The organism is Pseudomonas sp. MIACH (assembly GCF_001269925.1).
Classification (GTDB): domain Bacteria; phylum Pseudomonadota; class Gammaproteobacteria; order Pseudomonadales; family Pseudomonadaceae; genus Aquipseudomonas.
In genome coordinates this window covers 20,684-35,804 of the sequence record NZ_LHVO01000061.1, presented here as the reverse complement: position 1 = coordinate 35,804, position 15,121 = coordinate 20,684, and the positions used below count along the sequence as shown (strand labels likewise).

Annotated in this window: 17 protein-coding genes; 14 read left to right on the top strand and 3 right to left on the bottom strand. The window is 62.7% G+C overall.

All coding sequences use genetic code 11. The features are described 5' to 3' along the window. Positions 1 to 21: 21 nt before the first annotated feature. Positions 22 to 1,485, top strand: a complete 1,464-nt coding sequence (gene selO, locus AD670_RS26240) for a protein adenylyltransferase SelO (RefSeq protein WP_053139217.1) — start codon at positions 22 to 24, stop codon at positions 1,483 to 1,485. Between the two features lie 18 nt (positions 1,486 to 1,503). On the opposite strand, the gene AD670_RS26235 is transcribed toward selO, so the two are convergent. After that, positions 1,504 to 1,905, bottom strand: coding sequence for a type II toxin-antitoxin system HigA family antitoxin (locus AD670_RS26235; protein WP_027604972.1), 402 nt, complete (start codon positions 1,903 to 1,905; stop codon positions 1,504 to 1,506). 6 nt (positions 1,906 to 1,911) lie between these two features. Continuing rightward, complete coding sequence (locus AD670_RS26230; protein ID WP_053139215.1) at positions 1,912 to 2,199, bottom strand: type II toxin-antitoxin system HigB family toxin; 288 nt, start codon at positions 2,197 to 2,199, stop codon at positions 1,912 to 1,914. A gap of 235 nt (positions 2,200 to 2,434) precedes the next feature. Between AD670_RS26230 and trxC the strand changes: the two genes are divergently transcribed. Continuing rightward, a complete protein-coding gene (trxC, locus tag AD670_RS26225; RefSeq protein ID WP_053139213.1) occupies positions 2,435 to 2,869 on the top strand; it encodes a thioredoxin TrxC in 435 nt (144 codons plus the stop codon). 56 nt (positions 2,870 to 2,925) lie between these two features. On the opposite strand, the gene AD670_RS26220 is transcribed toward trxC, so the two are convergent. Then, entirely contained in the window at positions 2,926 to 3,696 is a 771-nt protein-coding gene (locus AD670_RS26220; protein ID WP_053139210.1) for a ParA family protein, read from the bottom strand. Between the two features lie 337 nt (positions 3,697 to 4,033). Between AD670_RS26220 and AD670_RS26215 the strand changes: the two genes are divergently transcribed. The 12 genes from AD670_RS26215 to AD670_RS26160 all read left to right on the top strand — a co-directional run bounded on the left by AD670_RS26215 (position 4,034) and on the right by AD670_RS26160 (position 15,101). Beyond that, complete coding sequence (locus tag AD670_RS26215) at positions 4,034 to 4,753, top strand: beta-ketoacyl synthase chain length factor (protein ID WP_053139208.1); 720 nt, start codon at positions 4,034 to 4,036, stop codon at positions 4,751 to 4,753. Then, positions 4,729 to 5,541: a 1-acyl-sn-glycerol-3-phosphate acyltransferase gene (locus tag AD670_RS26210; protein WP_053139207.1), complete on the top strand. Its 813-nt coding sequence runs from the start codon at positions 4,729 to 4,731 to the stop codon at positions 5,539 to 5,541. Before AD670_RS26215 ends, AD670_RS26210 begins: the two co-directional genes overlap by 25 nt. Then, positions 5,519 to 5,788: a phosphopantetheine-binding protein gene (locus tag AD670_RS26205; RefSeq protein ID WP_053139205.1), complete on the top strand. Its 270-nt coding sequence runs from the start codon at positions 5,519 to 5,521 to the stop codon at positions 5,786 to 5,788. The genes AD670_RS26210 and AD670_RS26205 overlap by 23 nt, the downstream gene beginning before the upstream one ends. 9 nt (positions 5,789 to 5,797) lie before the next feature. After that, positions 5,798 to 6,052 (top strand): acyl carrier protein, encoded by a 255-nt coding sequence (locus AD670_RS26200; RefSeq protein WP_003209389.1) that lies wholly within the window; start codon positions 5,798 to 5,800, stop codon positions 6,050 to 6,052. Then, positions 6,049 to 6,594 (top strand): hypothetical protein, encoded by a 546-nt coding sequence (locus AD670_RS26195; RefSeq protein WP_053139203.1) that lies wholly within the window; start codon positions 6,049 to 6,051, stop codon positions 6,592 to 6,594. The genes AD670_RS26200 and AD670_RS26195 overlap by 4 nt, the downstream gene beginning before the upstream one ends. Continuing rightward, positions 6,591 to 8,261 carry an acyl-CoA synthetase family protein gene (locus AD670_RS26190; protein WP_053139201.1) on the top strand — a complete coding sequence of 557 codons (1,671 nt, stop codon included), beginning with the start codon at positions 6,591 to 6,593 and terminating at the stop codon, positions 8,259 to 8,261. Before AD670_RS26195 ends, AD670_RS26190 begins: the two co-directional genes overlap by 4 nt. Positions 8,262 to 8,500: 239 nt before the next feature. Further along, on the top strand, positions 8,501 to 9,235 hold the full coding sequence (locus AD670_RS26185) for a glycosyltransferase family 2 protein (RefSeq protein ID WP_053139200.1): 735 nt from the start codon (positions 8,501 to 8,503) through the stop codon (positions 9,233 to 9,235). Further along, positions 9,232 to 10,167 (top strand): glycosyl transferase, encoded by a 936-nt coding sequence (locus AD670_RS26180; protein WP_053139198.1) that lies wholly within the window; start codon positions 9,232 to 9,234, stop codon positions 10,165 to 10,167. Before AD670_RS26185 ends, AD670_RS26180 begins: the two co-directional genes overlap by 4 nt. Beyond that, positions 10,151 to 11,692 (top strand): histidine ammonia-lyase, encoded by a 1,542-nt coding sequence (hutH, locus tag AD670_RS26175; RefSeq protein WP_053139196.1) that lies wholly within the window; start codon positions 10,151 to 10,153, stop codon positions 11,690 to 11,692. Before AD670_RS26180 ends, hutH begins: the two co-directional genes overlap by 17 nt. Further along, a complete protein-coding gene (locus AD670_RS26170; protein ID WP_053139194.1) occupies positions 11,685 to 12,113 on the top strand; it encodes a thioesterase family protein in 429 nt (142 codons plus the stop codon). The genes hutH and AD670_RS26170 overlap by 8 nt, the downstream gene beginning before the upstream one ends. Continuing rightward, a complete protein-coding gene (locus AD670_RS26165) occupies positions 12,107 to 12,799 on the top strand; it encodes an outer membrane lipoprotein carrier protein LolA (protein ID WP_053139192.1) in 693 nt (230 codons plus the stop codon). Before AD670_RS26170 ends, AD670_RS26165 begins: the two co-directional genes overlap by 7 nt. Beyond that, complete coding sequence (locus AD670_RS26160) at positions 12,789 to 15,101, top strand: MMPL family transporter (RefSeq protein ID WP_053139189.1); 2,313 nt, start codon at positions 12,789 to 12,791, stop codon at positions 15,099 to 15,101. Before AD670_RS26165 ends, AD670_RS26160 begins: the two co-directional genes overlap by 11 nt. Positions 15,102 to 15,121 lie beyond the last annotated feature (20 nt).

Sequence of the window (15,121 nt, the reverse complement as noted above, 5' to 3'; positions counted from 1 at the left end):
ACATTCTGCTGGAGATGGCCGGTGAAAGCCCTCGACGAACTGACCTTCGACAACCGCTTCGCACGCCTGGGCGACGCGTTCTCGACCCACGTATTGCCTGAACCCCTCGACGAACCACGCCTTGTCGTGGCGAGCAATGCCGCCATGGCCCTGCTCGACCTCGACCCGGCAGTGGCCGACACGCCGGTATTCGCCGAGCTGTTCAGCGGCCACAAACTGTGGGCCGAGGCCGAACCACGAGCGATGGTCTATTCCGGGCATCAGTTTGGCGGCTACAGCCCACAACTGGGCGATGGCCGAGGGTTGCTGCTGGGCGAGGTGTACAACGCGGCCGGCGAACATTGGGACCTGCACCTGAAAGGCGCGGGGATGACGCCCTACTCACGCATGGGCGATGGCCGCGCGGTGCTGCGCTCGTCAATCCGCGAGTTTCTGGCCTCCGAAGCGCTGCATGCATTGGGCATCCCCAGCAGCCGTGCGCTGTGCGTGATCGGCTCCAGCACCCCGGTCTGGCGTGAGAAGCAGGAACGTGGGGCGATGGTGCTGCGCCTGGCGCCCAGCCATGTCCGTTTTGGTCATTTCGAATATTTCTACTACACCAAGAAGCCCGAACAGCAGGCCGAGTTGGCCGAACACGTGCTGAACCTGCACTACCCTGAGTGCCGTGAACAGCCCGAGCCGTACCTGGCGATGTTCCGCGAAATCGTCGAACGCAATGCCGAGATGATCGCCAAATGGCAGGCCTATGGTTTCTGCCACGGGGTGATGAACACCGACAACATGTCGATCCTCGGCATCACCTTCGACTTCGGACCGTTTGCGTTTCTCGACGACTTTGATGCGCACTTCATCTGCAACCACTCGGACCATGAGGGGCGTTACTCCTTCAGCAACCAGGTGCCGATCGGGCAATGGAACCTCAGCGCATTGGCCCAGGCGCTCACGCCGTTTATCAGCGTCGATGCCTTGAAGGAAGCCCTTGGCCTGTACCTGCCGCTTTACCAGGCGCACTACCTGGATTTGATGCGTCGCCGTTTGGGGCTGACCACGGCCGAAGACGACGACCAGAAGCTGGTGGAGCGCTTGTTGAAGCTGATGCAGAACAGCGGCGTGGATTACACGCTGTTCTTCCGGCGCCTGGGGGATGAATCGGCGGCGCTGGCGGTGGCGAAGCTACGCGATGATTTTGTCGACCTCGCCGGGTTTGATGCCTGGGCCGAGCTGTACACCGCCCGTGTTGCGCGGGATGGGGATGACACCGAAGAGCAGCGCCGTGGGCGGATGCACGCAGTGAACCCGCTGTACATCCTGCGTAACTACCTCGCACAGAACGCTATCGCTGCCGCCGAATCAGGCGATTACAGCGAAGTGCGGCGGTTGCATGAGGTACTGAGCAAGCCGTTCGAGGAGCAGGCGGGGATGGAACAGTACGCGCAACGACCGCCGGATTGGGGCAAGCATTTGGAGATCAGTTGTTCGTCGTGATACACGCCATGCTCGCGATTAGATGAACAGGTCGACCGGCACCTTGAAAAAATCCGCCAGCCAACGAATCTGTCGCACGTTCAGCTGGCGTTTTCCACTGAGGATTTCCGATACCACCGATTGAGCACCAACACCCGGCAAATCACTCTGAGTCAGGCCATGCTCCTGCATCATTGATCGCAATACGTCGACACCGCTCGCTTCAGGCATTGGCCAATGCTCCAGGTCATAAGCCTCGACCCAGTCACCGATGATATCGACCACGCCCATCAACGGATGGGCTTCGTCGTCCCCTACGATATCCAGTAATTCGTCGAGCGCCTCCACCAGCACATCGTAGTCAGCCTCGGTTTTGGGCTTGCGCAGCAGCGGTGATACGAATTGCCAATGCTCGGCCACCTGCTCAATCAGCACACTCATTTTCAGTCACTCCTTCCATTTACCCTTGTCGTATTCCCGATGGTCCAGCACATATCGAATATAGAGCCGCTGCATTCGGTAGCGCACAATCGCAATGAGTCGTAGCTTGTTACCACCGATGTTGAAGACGTGTAACGCCCCCACTTTATCCACGGTAGGAAAAATCGATTTCAACGCCGCGAAGTCCTCAGGATTGAGAACTTTGACTTTCCGATACCACTCATCCAAAGCGCTGGCTGAATGAGGCCACTTCAACTTGGCATTTCGGATTTGTTTCGCACTGATTACACGCATGCAACATCCCTATCGCATATTGCTATGAAGGTTAAACCCGAACGCCGGCTATCGCAATTTGCTATGGCGTCGAACGGACCGATGGTGCTATTTCGAACAAGTACTTCCAGCCTAGATAGGCATGCGCCAATCGACATTTGCGAATCTGTCAGCCCATGCGTCGTCGCCCCCGAGCTTGATAAAGCTGATACCTGACTCCAGATAGGGTGCATTGGCCACATCCACGGAGCCCACCATGTCCGACCCTCTCGTTATCCCCTGCCCCCATTGCAACGGCCTCAACCGCATCCCCGGCGAACGCGTGGGTGATACGCCCAAGTGCGGGCGCTGCAAACAACCGGTTCTACTGAGCAAGCCTTTCGAGCTGAAACAAGGCGACTACGCCAGCCAGATCAAGGGCGATTTGCCGTTATTGGTCGACGTGTGGGCCGATTGGTGTGGGCCGTGCAAGTCGTTTGCGCCGGTGTTTGAACAGGCGGCCGGCCAGTTGGAGGGCAAGTGCAGGCTGGCCAAGCTGGACAGCGAGGCCAATCAGCAGTTGTCGGCGCAGTTGGGGATTCGTTCGATCCCCAGTTTGATTCTCTTCAAAAATGGCCGCGAAGTGGCGCGCCAGAGTGGGGCGTTTCCGTTGCCGCAGTTGATGAGCTGGTTGCGTAGCCAGGGGGTGTAACCGGACTTGAGAACGATGCTGGACAATGTGGGAGGGGGCAAGCCCGCTCCCACAGGTCAGGCATTTTCCAGCAGGTTATGCAGCTCCACAAATTGCAGAGTGAGCTTGTGCCGTGGGTCCAAGTGGATCAGCGGCTTGTTCTCCTGGTGCGATTCGCGCATGCGCACCGAGCTGGCCAGGTACACCGGCAGCACCGGTAAGCCCTCGGCAATCAACTCATCGAGCATCTGCTGCGGCAGGCTCGCCCGCGCCTGGAACTGGTTGACCACGATGCCTTCCACTTCCAGGCCTTCGTTGTGGTCTTCCTTCAATTCTTCGATTTCAGCCAGTAGCCCGTACAGAGCCTGGCGCGAGAAGCTGTCGCAATCGAAGGGGATCAGTACACGATCAGCGGCAATCAGCGCCGAAACCGCATAAAAGTTCAGGGCTGGCGGGGTATCCAGGTAGATCCGGTCGTAATCTTCGCTCAACTCATCAAGTAGCTTTCGCAGCTTATTGATCTTGTGCTTGGCCTCCAGCTTGGGCTGCAGATCGGCCAACTCGGCGGTTGCGGTGATGACGTGCAGGTTGTCGAAGGGTGTTTCGTAGATATCGACTTTGTTTTTCTTCGAAAACGGCCCGGAAGACAGGGTTTGCTTGAAAAAGTCCGCGATCCCCATGGGGATATCGTCGCCAGTCAGCCCGGTAAGGTATTGGGTTGAGTTGGCCTGTGCATCGAGGTCCACCAACAGGGTTCGATAGCCTTCACTGGCGCTGACCGCCGCCAGGTTGCAGGCAATGCTGGATTTACCAACACCGCCTTTTTGATTGAACACCACGCGCCGCATGGAAAAACCTCCGTGTATCAATGAATGTCCGAGTGTAGAGGGCAAAAGCGCCTGTTAGCTACCTCGTTCATCGATGCATTGCTGCATTACAGCCGGTCTGTCACACGTCACTCACAAGTGAAAAGGAAGTGTCCGACGATCCAACTGACTCCCCGATGAAGGACAATCTGTAATTCTTCCCAACTTATTTGTAATCGGCCGTGCACAATTCTTTACCAAAGTTTGCTAGAACCCCACGGCACCGGGATAATGCGCGCCATTCGGCGATTGCTCCCTGTCCCGGTATTCGGGGCCAAAAGCCGCACATGGAAGCCCGCAGGGGCGGGATAACTTCTCAGTGATCAACTTCAACATCGCCCAATGGCGTGCCTGGGCTCCTGGCCTGGAAAGCACGGACGACTGGCACGCCTGGTGCCAGGCCCCGGTGTTGCTGCCCGCCAGCGATGCTTCCCCCGACGTGTCGTTCCTGCCGGCCATGCAGCGCCGCCGCCTCAGTCGCCTGGCACGCATGGCATTCAGCGTGGGCTGGCCGTTGGCCGAAGGACTGCAAGACCTGCCGCTGGTGTTTATTTCCCGGCATGGCGAAACCCCGCGCACCCTGGACATCCTCAGCGACCTGGCCAACGACCAGCCGCTGTCACCGACCCAATTCAGCCTGTCGGTGCATAACGCGGTGATTGGCCTGTGGTCGATCCTGCGCAATGAAACCAGCGAAATGACCGCCCTCGCCGCCGTCGGCGATGGCCTGGAACACGGCATGCTTGAAGCCGCTGCGCTGCTCAACGAAGGCGCTGCGGCGGTATTGCTGGTGATCACCGAAGAACAGCCGCCCGAAGCCTACGCCAGTTGGATCGTTGACGTGCCCTTCCCCTACGCCCTCGGCCTGCTGCTGACACCAGGCGACGAGTGGCAACTGGAACTCAGCGCCGGCACTGTCCAACCCACTCAAACCCAGTGGCCCCACGCCCTGAACCTGCTGCGCACCCTGCTTACCGAACAGGGCGCCTGCCAACATGCCTGGAAGAACCGTGTATGGAACTGGCAACGCAAGTCGTGAACGATAAGCCACGGGATGCCTACTACTGGCGCCTGTTCGCCACAGCTGCCAGCTTTTTCCTGTTTGGCGTCGGCGGGTTGTGCCTGCGCCTGCTGGTGTTTCCCTTGCTCAGTTGCCTGCCGGGCAACGTCGAAAAACACCAGCGCCGCGCCCGCCATACCATCAGCAAGCTGTTCTGGTTCTTTATCCGCCTGATGCAACGCGCCGGGGTGCTGACCTACAGCGTCGAGGGCGCCGAAAGGCTCGGCCAGCCGGGCCAGATGATCATCGCCAACCACCCGTCGCTGATCGACGTGGTCTTCCTGATCGGCCTGATGCGCCAGACCAATTGCGTGATCAAGCAGAGCCTGTTTCAAAACCCGTTCACCCGTGGCCCGGTGCGCGACGCGGGCTATATAAGCAACGACGGCAGCGCAGACATGCTCGACGCCGCCGCCGACGCCCTGCGCAACGGCCAGACACTGATCATCTTTCCCGAAGGCACCCGTACCACCCCCGGCGTGGCGCCCGCCTTTCATCGCGGGGCCGCCGCCATTGCGCTGCGCGGTGCGACAATCATCACCCCAGTGGTGATCAAGGTCTGCCCCACCACCCTGACCAAGGCCGAACCCTGGTATCGCATCCCCAAATGCCGTTTTCACTTCAGTTTGCGCGTGGGTGCCGATATAGAACCACAGGCGTTCGCAACACTGGGGCCCGCGCCCCAGGCCTCACGCAAGCTCAACGATTACCTGCACCACTATTTCATTAAGGAGCTCGCCGAAGATGAGCGACCAACAACGCCTTGAGCACGACATAAAGATGCTGATCATCGAGGCCCTGGGCCTGGAAGACATCAGCGCCGACGACATCGGTAGCGACCAAACCCTGTTCGGCGAAGGCCTGGGCCTGGATTCGGTAGACGCCCTGGAATTGGGCCTGGCGATCCAGAAAACGTACGGCATCAAGATCGATGCCGACGCCAAGGACACCCGTAATCACTTCACCAACGTGGCCAGCCTTGCGGCGTTCGTCACGGCCAGACAGGCAGCTTGAGACCGGACCATGCAAACTCGTGACGATATTTTCAACACCCTGCGCGATGCCTTGGTGGAACTGTTTGAGCTGGAACCTGAACGCGTCACCCTCGACGCCAACCTGTACCAGGACCTCGAAATCGACAGCATCGATGCCGTGGACCTGATCGACCATATCAAGCGCCAGACCGGCAAGAAGATCGCCGCCGAAGAGTTCAAGGCCGTGCGCACCGTCAACGACGTGGTTGAGGCGGTGTACCGTCTGGTCCAGCCGGCCGCATGAGCCGGCTGATCGGCCTTGGCCTGTTGTTGGCGGGGCTGCTGTACCCCTTTGCGGTGTATTACGGCACCGAGCACTTTGCGCCGTGGCAGTTCGGGTTGCTGCTGGGCAGCCTGTGGCTGCTGCGCGCGTTTACCGGCGCCCGCCGCCCCGGCAGCCGCTGGATGGCGTTGGCGGTGATCGTGTTTTGCCTGGCCCTGGCCTGGTTCGATAACCCGCACCTGTTGCGCTGGTACCCGAGCCTGGTCAGTGCGTTCATGTTGGCGCTGTTCGGCCTGAGCCTGAAATACGGCCCGCCGATGGTCGAGCGCCTTGCACGCATGACCGACCCGGTACTGCCGCCAAACGCGATTGTGTATACGCGCCAGGTTACCGTGGTGTGGTGCGTGTTTTTTCTGTGTAATGGCCTGCTCGCCGCCGCCCTCACCCTATGGGCGCCGCTGAGCTGGTGGACGTTGTACAACGGCTTGATCGCCTACGGGCTGATGGGGCTGTTGTTTGCCGTGGAATGGCTGGTACGACAAAGGGTTCGAGGCCGCGTATGAATGGGTTGAATCTTGAGCACCTGTTGCTCGAGCCGCTGGAACAGCGTTTGGTGACCACCGAACCTGCGATGAATCATGCCCAGCTGTGGGAGCAGTCCCTGCGCCTTGCGGCCGGGCTGCAAGCCCGAGGTATTCAACGCCTGGCCGTGCACCTTGAAGATGCCGGGGTGTTGGCGATTGCCCTGCTGGGCGCCTGGCGCGCGGGGGTCAGCGTACTGCTGCCCGCCGACCTGCAACCCCAGACCCGCCAGCGCTGGGACGAGGTTGTCGACGCCTGGCTGACTGAAGCGGCAGACCTGGACGCGTTGTATCAAGCGCCCTTGAGCCCTGCTGCCCTCGACCTGGACACCTGTCAACTGAGCCTGTGCACCTCCGGCTCCAGCGGCGAACCCAAGCGCATCGACAAGACCCTGCGCCAACTGGCCAATGAGGTCCAGGCCCTGGAAGCCCTATGGGGGGCAGACCTTAAAGACGCCTGCATCATCGGCAGCGTCGCCACCCAGCACATCTACGGTTTGCTGTTCCGCGTGCTGTGGCCGCTGTGCGCCGGTCGCACCTTTGTGCGCCGCCAGCTGGCGTTTCCAGAAGACATGCAACGCGCCAGCCGCGAACACCCGCAATTCGCCTGGGTCGCCAGCCCGGCACTGCTCAAGCGCATGGGCGACAACCTCGATTGGCCGGCGCTGAGCCAGGTATCGCGGGTGTTTTCGTCAGGTGGTGCCTTGCCCATCGAGGCGGCCAGCAGTCTTTACGAGCGCTTGCAGCAATGGCCGACAGAGATTCTCGGCAGCTCGGAAACCGGCGGTATCGCCTGGCGCCAGGGCGCGCAACCCTGGCAGCCGTTCGCCGATATACACCTGAGCCAGGACGCCGACGGTGCATTGCGCATCGCCTCGCCTTACTTGCCCGTCGGGCATATAGAACAAACCGCTGACGCGGCGCGCATCCATGCCGATGGTCGCTTCGAGCTGCTCGGGCGCCTGGACCGTATCGTCAAGCTGGAAGAAAAACGCATCTCTCTGCCCATGTTGGAGCAAGCGCTGATGACCCACCCATGGGTCGCCGAAACGCGCCTGGGCGTGGTGCAGGAAAACCGCGCCTCACTCGGCGCGCTGGTGGTCCTCAGTGCCGACGGCCTGCACGCCCTGCGCAACCAAGGCCGACGTACCGTCACCCAGACCTTGCGCCACCATTTGAGCCAGCATTGCGAAGCCCTGGCGCTGCCGCGCCGCTGGCGTCTACTGCACCAACTGCCGCTGAATGCCCAAGGCAAACTGCCCCAGGCCGATGTGGCCGCGTTGCTGCTGGCGCCCCGGCCCAAGGCGCCGCACGTGCTGGAGCAAGTCGAAGTCGATGGCGAATGGACCTTGCAACTGAGCGTCCCGCCGGACCTGGCCTACTTCAGCGGCCACTTCCCGGTCACGCCTGTACTGCCCGGCGTGGTCCAAGTGGAATGGGCGTTCAACCTCGGCCAACAACTGCTCGACCTGCCCGCGACCTTTGCCGGCATGGAAGTGCTCAAGTTCCAGCAACTGGTACGCCCTGGCGACCGTATCGAACTGCACCTGCGCTTCGACCAGGAACGCGGCAAGTTGTATTTCGCCTACCGCAACGGCGTCGCCGCCTGCTCCAGCGGCCGGATCCAATTGGAAGCCGCCCATGCATAACCATCTGTGGGGAGCGGGCTTGGTATGCCTAGCGGGCATCCTGTGGCGAGCGGGCTTGCCCCGCGTTGGGCTGCGGAGCAGCCCCAGTAAGATACCCGAGGTGTGTCAGACAGACCTCTCGCTCAGGTTTTGGGGCTGCTCCGCAGCCCAACGCGGGGCAAGCCCGCTCGCCACAACAAGCCGGCTCGCCACAACAAGCCCGCTCGCCACAGGTTATTTACCAGACGGTGAGGGACACCATGCATAACCCCTGCGCCCTGATCCCGGTCTACAACCACGAAGCCGCCGTGCCCGCCGTGGTCCACAGCCTGTTGAACAGCGGCCTGCCGTGCCTGTTGGTCGACGACGGCAGCAGCCCGGCCTGCGCAGCGGTACTGGCGCAATTGGCGGACCTGGATCACGTCACCCTGCTGACCCTGCCGAACAATCAAGGCAAGGGCGGCGCGGTGATGGCAGGCTTTCGTGAAGCGGCGCGCCTGGGCTTCAGCCACGCCTTGCAGGTCGACGCCGACGGCCAGCACGACCTGCGCGAAGTCGAGACCTTTATCGACGCGTCCCGCAGGCAGCCCAACGCAATCATCTGCGGCTACCCCGAATACGACGAAAGCGTGCCCAAGGGCCGCTTGTACGCGCGTTACCTGACCCACGTATGGGTGTGGATCAACACTCTGTCGCTGCAGATCCGCGACTCGATGTGCGGCTTTCGCGTGTACCCACTGGCACCGGTGCTGGCCCTGATGGACTCGGCCTACATCGGCACGCACATGGACTTCGACTCCGACATCCTGGTGCGCCTGGCCTGGCGTAACCAGCCGATGCGCTGGCTGCCGACCCGGGTGCATTACCCGGCCGACGGCCTGTCGCACTTCCGCCTGTTCCGCGACAACGTACGCATCAGTGCCATGCACACCCGACTGTTCTTCGGCATGTTGGTGCGTGCACCGCTGATCCTGTGGCGGCGGTGGCAGGCATGAGCGACAGCACCAAGCATTGGGCCGACCGCGAAGAGCGCGGCAGCTACTGGCTGATGAAATTCACCGCCCTCGCCGCCAAGGTCCTCGGCCGCCGCCTGCTGAGCCCGGTGCTGTATGGCATTGTGTTGTACTTCTTCCTGTTCGGCCGCACCGCGCGCCAGAGCGCCTGGCAATACCAGCAGCGCCTGGCCGACTGGAGCGGGCGCGATGAACTGCGCCCCAGCCACCGCAGAGTCTTCGCCCAGTTCATGGCCTTCGCCGACGCCCTGCTCGACAAACTCGACGTGTGGAACGGCAAGCTGCGCCTGGAACAGATCGAGATCAACGACCCGGCGAAACTGCGCGGACAACTGCGCGGCGAGCGCGGCCAGATGCTGGTCGGCGCACATTTGGGCAACCTTGAAGTGTGCCGCGCGCTGGCGGAAATCGGCGAAAAGGTCACCATGAACGTGCTGGTGCACACCAAACACGCCGAACGCTTCAACCGCCTGCTGGGCGAAGCCGGGGCCACCCACTTGCGCCTGATCCAGGTCAGCGAGCTGGACCCGGCCACCATGCTGCTGCTCAGCCAGCGCCTGGACGACGGCGAGTGGCTGGCGATTGCCGGCGACCGTGTGCCCTTGCATGGCGGGCGCACGGTGCGCGTGGATTTCCTCGGCCATGACGCCGCCTTCCCCCAAGGCCCGTGGCTGCTGGCGGGCCTGCTGAAGTGCCCGGTCAACCTGCTGATGTGCCTGAAACACCAGGGCCGCTATCGCCTGACCATCGAGCCCTTTGCGCAATTGATCGAATGGAAACGCAGCACCCGCGAGCAGGTCATCGCCCTGTGGACCGCGCGCTACGCCGCACGTCTGGGCCAGTTCTGCCTGGAAGCGCCCCAACAATGGTTCAACTTTTACCCTTTCTGGAAGACCGATGACGACGCATCTTGAGCCGGTAACCTTTGGCGAACGCCCCCTGCGCATCGAAGACGTGCTGGCCCTGGCCAACCGTCAGGTGCCTACCCAGCTGCAAAGCGATGCCGCGTATCGCCAGCGCATTGCCAAGGGCGCGCAGTTCCTCGACTCGCTGCTGGACAAGGAAGGCGTGATCTACGGCGTGACCACCGGCTACGGTGACTCCTGCGTGGTCGCGGTACCGTTGCAACATGTCGAGGCCCTGCCCCGTCACCTGTACACCTTCCATGGTTGCGGCCTGGGCAAGCTGCTCGACGCCCAAGCCACCCGTGCGGTGCTGGCGGCACGCTTGCAGTCGCTGTGCCACGGTGTCTCCGGGGTGCGCGTGGAACTGCTGGAGCGCCTGCATGGGTTCCTCGAACACGACGTGCTGCCGCTGATCCCGGAAGAGGGCTCGGTGGGCGCCAGTGGTGACCTGACGCCGCTGTCCTACGTGGCCGCGACCCTGTCCGGCGAGCGCGAAGTGCTGTTCCGTGGCGAGCGTCGCCAGGCGGCCGACGTGCACCGCGAACTCGGTTGGGAGCCGCTGGTACTGCGGCCCAAGGAAGCCCTGGCACTGATGAACGGCACCGCGGTGATGACCGGCATCGCTTGCCTGGCCTTTGCCCGTGCCGATTACCTGCTGCAACTGGCCACACGCATCACCGCGCTGAACGTGGTGGCGCTGCAAGGCAACCCGGAACACTTCGATGAGCGCCTGTTCGCCGCCAAGCCACATCCAGGGCAGATGCAAGTCGCCGCCTGGCTGCGCAAGGACCTGGCGATCGACGCGCCGACCGCGCCGCTGCATCGCCTGCAGGACCGCTATTCGCTGCGCTGCGCGCCCCACGTCCTCGGCGTGCTGGCCGACAGCCTGAACTGGCTGCGCTCGTTTATCGAGATCGAACTGAACAGCGCCAACGACAACCCGATCATCGACGCCGAAGAAGAGCGCGTGCTGCATGGCGGGCATTTCTACGGTGGGCATATCGCCTTTGCCATGGACAGCCTCAAGACCCTGGTGGCCAACGTCGCCGACCTGCTCGACCGCCAGCTCGCCCTGCTGGTGGACGTGCGCTACAACCACGGCCTGCCGAGCAACCTGTCCGGCGCACCGGCTGACCGCGCGATGATCAATCATGGCTTCAAGGCCGTGCAGATCGGCACCAGCGCCTGGACCGCCGAAGCGCTGAAAAACACCATGCCGGCCAGCGTGTTCTCGCGCTCCACCGAGTGCCACAACCAGGACAAGGTGAGCATGGGCACCATCGCCGCCCGCGATGCGATCCGCGTGCTGGAGCTGACCGAACAGGTCGCCGCCGCGACCCTGCTCGCCGCCAACCAGGGCGTGTGGCTGCGCGCCCAGGCCGACGACGCCCGCCCGTTGCCGCCGGCTCTGGCGGCCATGCATGCGGAACTGGCCCAGGACTTCCCGCCGGTCATCGAAGACCGTGCCCTCGAAGGCGAATTGCGCCTGTGCCTGCAACGCATCGCCGAGCAACACTGGAGGCTGCATGCGTAGCCCTGGCGTACTGCACAGCGATACCGAAATCCTAGTGCCGTTTTTTGACGTCGACACCATGAACGTCGTCTGGCACGGGCATTACGTGAAGTACCTGGAAATCGCACGCTGCGCGCTGCTGGACAAGATCGGCCACAACTACACGGCGATGCTCGAAGCCGGCTACGCCTGGCCGGTGATCGACATGCAACTGCGCTATGTGCGCGGTGCGGTGTTCGGCCAGACGATCAACGTGCGCGCCAGCCTGGTGGAATGGGAGAACCGCTTGAAGGTCAATTACCTGATCACCGACCTGGCCAGCGGCGAGCGCTTGACCCGTGCCAGCACCGTGCAAGTGGCGGTAGAGATGGCCAGCCGCGAGATGCAATTGGCCTCGCCCAAAATATTCACCGATGCCGTCGAAAGGGCCCTGAAATGCTGACCCCGTTCTCTGTAGGAGCGAGCTTGCTCGCGAAGATCGTCAACGATAACGCGGGTTTCCTGATCCCCCGCGGCGCTCTCAGGTTTTTCGCGAGCAAGCTCGCTCCTACAGTGTTGGTGTTGTTTGGTTTTTCGGGGACGGCACACGCCTTCGACCTGCAACAACTCAGCGACCAACTGGCAAAGCCAACGGTCATTCACGGCAGCTTCATCCAGGAAAAACACCTGCGCGCCCTACCGCAACCGTTGGTCAGCAAGGGCACCTTCGTCCTGGCCAAGGACCACGGCCTGCTGTGGCTGCTGAAAACCCCGCTGCAACAGGACTACCGCATCAGCGCCCAAGGCATCGCCCGCCGTGACGCCAACGGCTGGCAGCTGCTGCCGAACAAGAGTGCCGGTGCCGAACAGAACCGTCTGTTCCTCGCCGTGCTCCAGGGCGACAGCAGCGGCTTGCAGCGTGACTTCGAGCTGCAACTGCAAGGCGAAGCCCAGCAATGGAAACTCACGCTGATCCCGCGTTCACTGCTGCTCAAGCAGGTATTCACCCAGATCAATATCGACGGCGGTGAGCTGGTACACACCATCGAACTGCTGGAAACCCAGGGCGACAGCACCGTACTGCGCATGCAGGACAGCAGCGCCAGCCAGCCGTTGAGCGACGCGGAGCAACACGATTTTGCCCAGTGAGCGCCTGTTACCGCGCCTGTTCCTGATCCTGCTGGTGGCCGTGCTGGCCCTGGCCGGCTGGCAGTGGCGCCACGGCGCACCGCTGTCGGCCAACCTGATGGAGCTGGTGCCGGGCAGCACGCCGGACGCCCTGGAGTTGCAAGCCGAACAGCGCATGCAGGAGCCGCTCAACCGCGAGATGCTGGTGTTGGTGGGGCACGCCGATCGCCAGCAAGCGGTGGCCGTGGCGCAGCAATTGGGCGAACGCTGGCAGGCCAGCGGCTTGTTCGAGAAGGTCCAATGGAACCTGCAAGCCGACCTGCCGGCGCTGCGTGAGCAGTTGCTGCGCGGACGCCTGGCGATGCTCTCGGCCAAGGACCGCGAACAACTGATCGACCACCCCGACGCGTTCATCCAGCAACGGGTGCAGTCGCTGTTCGACCCCTTCACCGGCTTCAGCCTGGTGCCGAGCCAGGACGACTGGCTGGGCCTGACCGGGCGCATCCAGAACAGCCAGCCGCAACACGGTTCGGTGCAACTGGACATCGGCAGCGGCGCCTTGATCGCCGATGCCGACGGCAAGAGCTGGGTGCTGCTGCGCGCGCGCACCACCGGCAACGCCTTCGACATGAAACTGCCGCTGCAAGTGGCGGATTTGCTCCAGGCCAGCCGCGCGCTGGCCAGCGAACACGGCGCGCAATTGCTCGCCGCCAGCGGTTTGCTTTACGCCGCGAACGGCCAGCAGCAGGCCACGCGGGAAATTACCTGGGTCGGCGGTGGCGCCACCGTCGGTATCCTGCTGTTGCTGTTGCTGGCGTTCCGCCGCTGGCGAGTGCTGCTGGCGTTTGTGCCGGTGCTGGTGGGCATGCTGTTTGGTGCCGTCGCGTGCGTGGCGCTGTTCGGCCATATGCATGTGATGACCCTGGTGCTCGGCTCCAGCCTGATCGGCGTCGCGGTGGATTACCCGCTGCACTACCTGTCGAAAAGCTGGAGCATGAACCCCTGGCGCAGTTGGCCGGCATTGCGCCTGACGCTGCCAGGGCTGAGCCTGAGCCTGGCCACCAGTTGCATCGGCTACCTGGCGCTGGCCTGGACGCCGTTTCCGGCCTTGACGCAGATCGCGGTGTTCTCCGCTGCGGGCCTGGTCGGCGCCTACCTGTCAGCGGTGTGCCTGCTGCCGGCGCTGCTCAAGGGCGTCGAGCTGCGCCCGGCGCAGTGGCCGCTGCGCATTGCCGAATGCCTGTGGCTGGTGCGTGCCTCTTTGCTCAAGCGTGTGCCGAGTTCGGTGCTGCTGGTCTGGGTGCTGCTGTTTTGCGCAGGCGGCCTGTGGCAACTGAACAGCAAAAACGATATCCGCCAGTGGATCGGTGCGCCGCCGCAACTGCTGCAAGAGGCACAGTCCGTAGCGCGCATCACCGGCTTCCAGCCCACCAGCCAGTTCTTCCTGGTGCGCGCCGACAATCAACAGCAGTTGCTGGAGCGTCAGGCCGCCCTCGGTCAGCGCCTGGATCAGCTGGTGAATATGGACAAGCTCCAGGGTTACCTGGCGCTCAACCAACTGGTCAGCCTGCCCGCCGAACAGCAGCAACTGCGCGATGCCCTGAGCACACTCCCACAGCATTGGCAGCCGCTGTTGGACCTTGGCGTGCCCGCCAGCGCCCTGCAAGCCGAAGTCGCGCAACTGCAAGCGCTGCCCACCGAAGACATCGACGCTGCGCTGATAGGCCCCTTGGCCGAACCCTGGCGCACGCTGTGGCTCGGCCCGGTGGACGGCGGTGTGGCCGCAATGGTCAGCCTGCAAGGCTTGAACAACCCGGCGCTGCTGCGGGTGCAAGCCGTGGACCTACCCGGCGTGCAGTTGGTCGATCGCCTCGGTGATTTGAACCGTGTATTCGCCGACACGCAGATCAGCGCCGCCGAATTGAAGTTGATGTCGTGCGTACTGATCGTGCTGTTGCTGATCCTGCCGTTCGGCTTTGGCGGGGCCTTGCGCATCGTCGCCCTGCCACTGCTGGCGGCGCTGTGCAGCCTGGCCAGCCTGGGTTGGCTGGGCCAGCCGTTGACCCTGTTCAGCCTGTTCGGGTTGCTGCTGGTCACGGCCATCAGTGTCGACTATGCGATTTTGATGCGCGAACAGATCGGCGGCCCTGCTGTCAGCCTTTTAGGGACATTGCTGGCAGCGTTGACGACCTGGTTGTCGTTCGGCCTGCTGGCGGTGTCCAGCACCCCGGCAGTGAGTAATTTCGGCCTGTCGGTCAGCCTGGGCCTGGCATTCAGCTTTATGCTGGCGCCTTGGGCCGGCCAACGTAAACACGCCTCATGAATGTAATTATCGCCAAAGCG

Excerpts from the sequence above, each read along its gene's own strand:
- AD670_RS26235 (WP_027604972.1), bottom strand. The coding sequence starts at position 1,905 with ATGAGTGTGCTGATTGAGCAGGTGGCCGAGCATTGGCAATTCGTATCA.
- AD670_RS26230 (WP_053139215.1), bottom strand. The coding sequence starts at position 2,199 with ATGCGTGTAATCAGTGCGAAACAAATCCGAAATGCCAAGTTGAAGTGG.
- trxC (WP_053139213.1), top strand. The coding sequence starts at position 2,435 with ATGTCCGACCCTCTCGTTATCCCCTGCCCCCATTGCAACGGCCTCAAC.
- AD670_RS26220 (WP_053139210.1), bottom strand. The coding sequence starts at position 3,696 with ATGCGGCGCGTGGTGTTCAATCAAAAAGGCGGTGTTGGTAAATCCAGC.
- AD670_RS26210 (WP_053139207.1), top strand. The coding sequence starts at position 4,729 with ATGGAACTGGCAACGCAAGTCGTGAACGATAAGCCACGGGATGCCTAC.
- AD670_RS26205 (WP_053139205.1), top strand. The coding sequence starts at position 5,519 with ATGAGCGACCAACAACGCCTTGAGCACGACATAAAGATGCTGATCATC.
- AD670_RS26200 (WP_003209389.1), top strand. The coding sequence starts at position 5,798 with ATGCAAACTCGTGACGATATTTTCAACACCCTGCGCGATGCCTTGGTG.
- AD670_RS26195 (WP_053139203.1), top strand. The coding sequence starts at position 6,049 with ATGAGCCGGCTGATCGGCCTTGGCCTGTTGTTGGCGGGGCTGCTGTAC.
- AD670_RS26190 (WP_053139201.1), top strand. The coding sequence starts at position 6,591 with ATGAATGGGTTGAATCTTGAGCACCTGTTGCTCGAGCCGCTGGAACAG.
- AD670_RS26185 (WP_053139200.1), top strand. The coding sequence starts at position 8,501 with ATGCATAACCCCTGCGCCCTGATCCCGGTCTACAACCACGAAGCCGCC.
- AD670_RS26180 (WP_053139198.1), top strand. The coding sequence starts at position 9,232 with ATGAGCGACAGCACCAAGCATTGGGCCGACCGCGAAGAGCGCGGCAGC.
- hutH (WP_053139196.1), top strand. The coding sequence starts at position 10,151 with ATGACGACGCATCTTGAGCCGGTAACCTTTGGCGAACGCCCCCTGCGC.
- AD670_RS26170 (WP_053139194.1), top strand. The coding sequence starts at position 11,685 with ATGCGTAGCCCTGGCGTACTGCACAGCGATACCGAAATCCTAGTGCCG.
- AD670_RS26165 (WP_053139192.1), top strand. The coding sequence starts at position 12,107 with ATGCTGACCCCGTTCTCTGTAGGAGCGAGCTTGCTCGCGAAGATCGTC.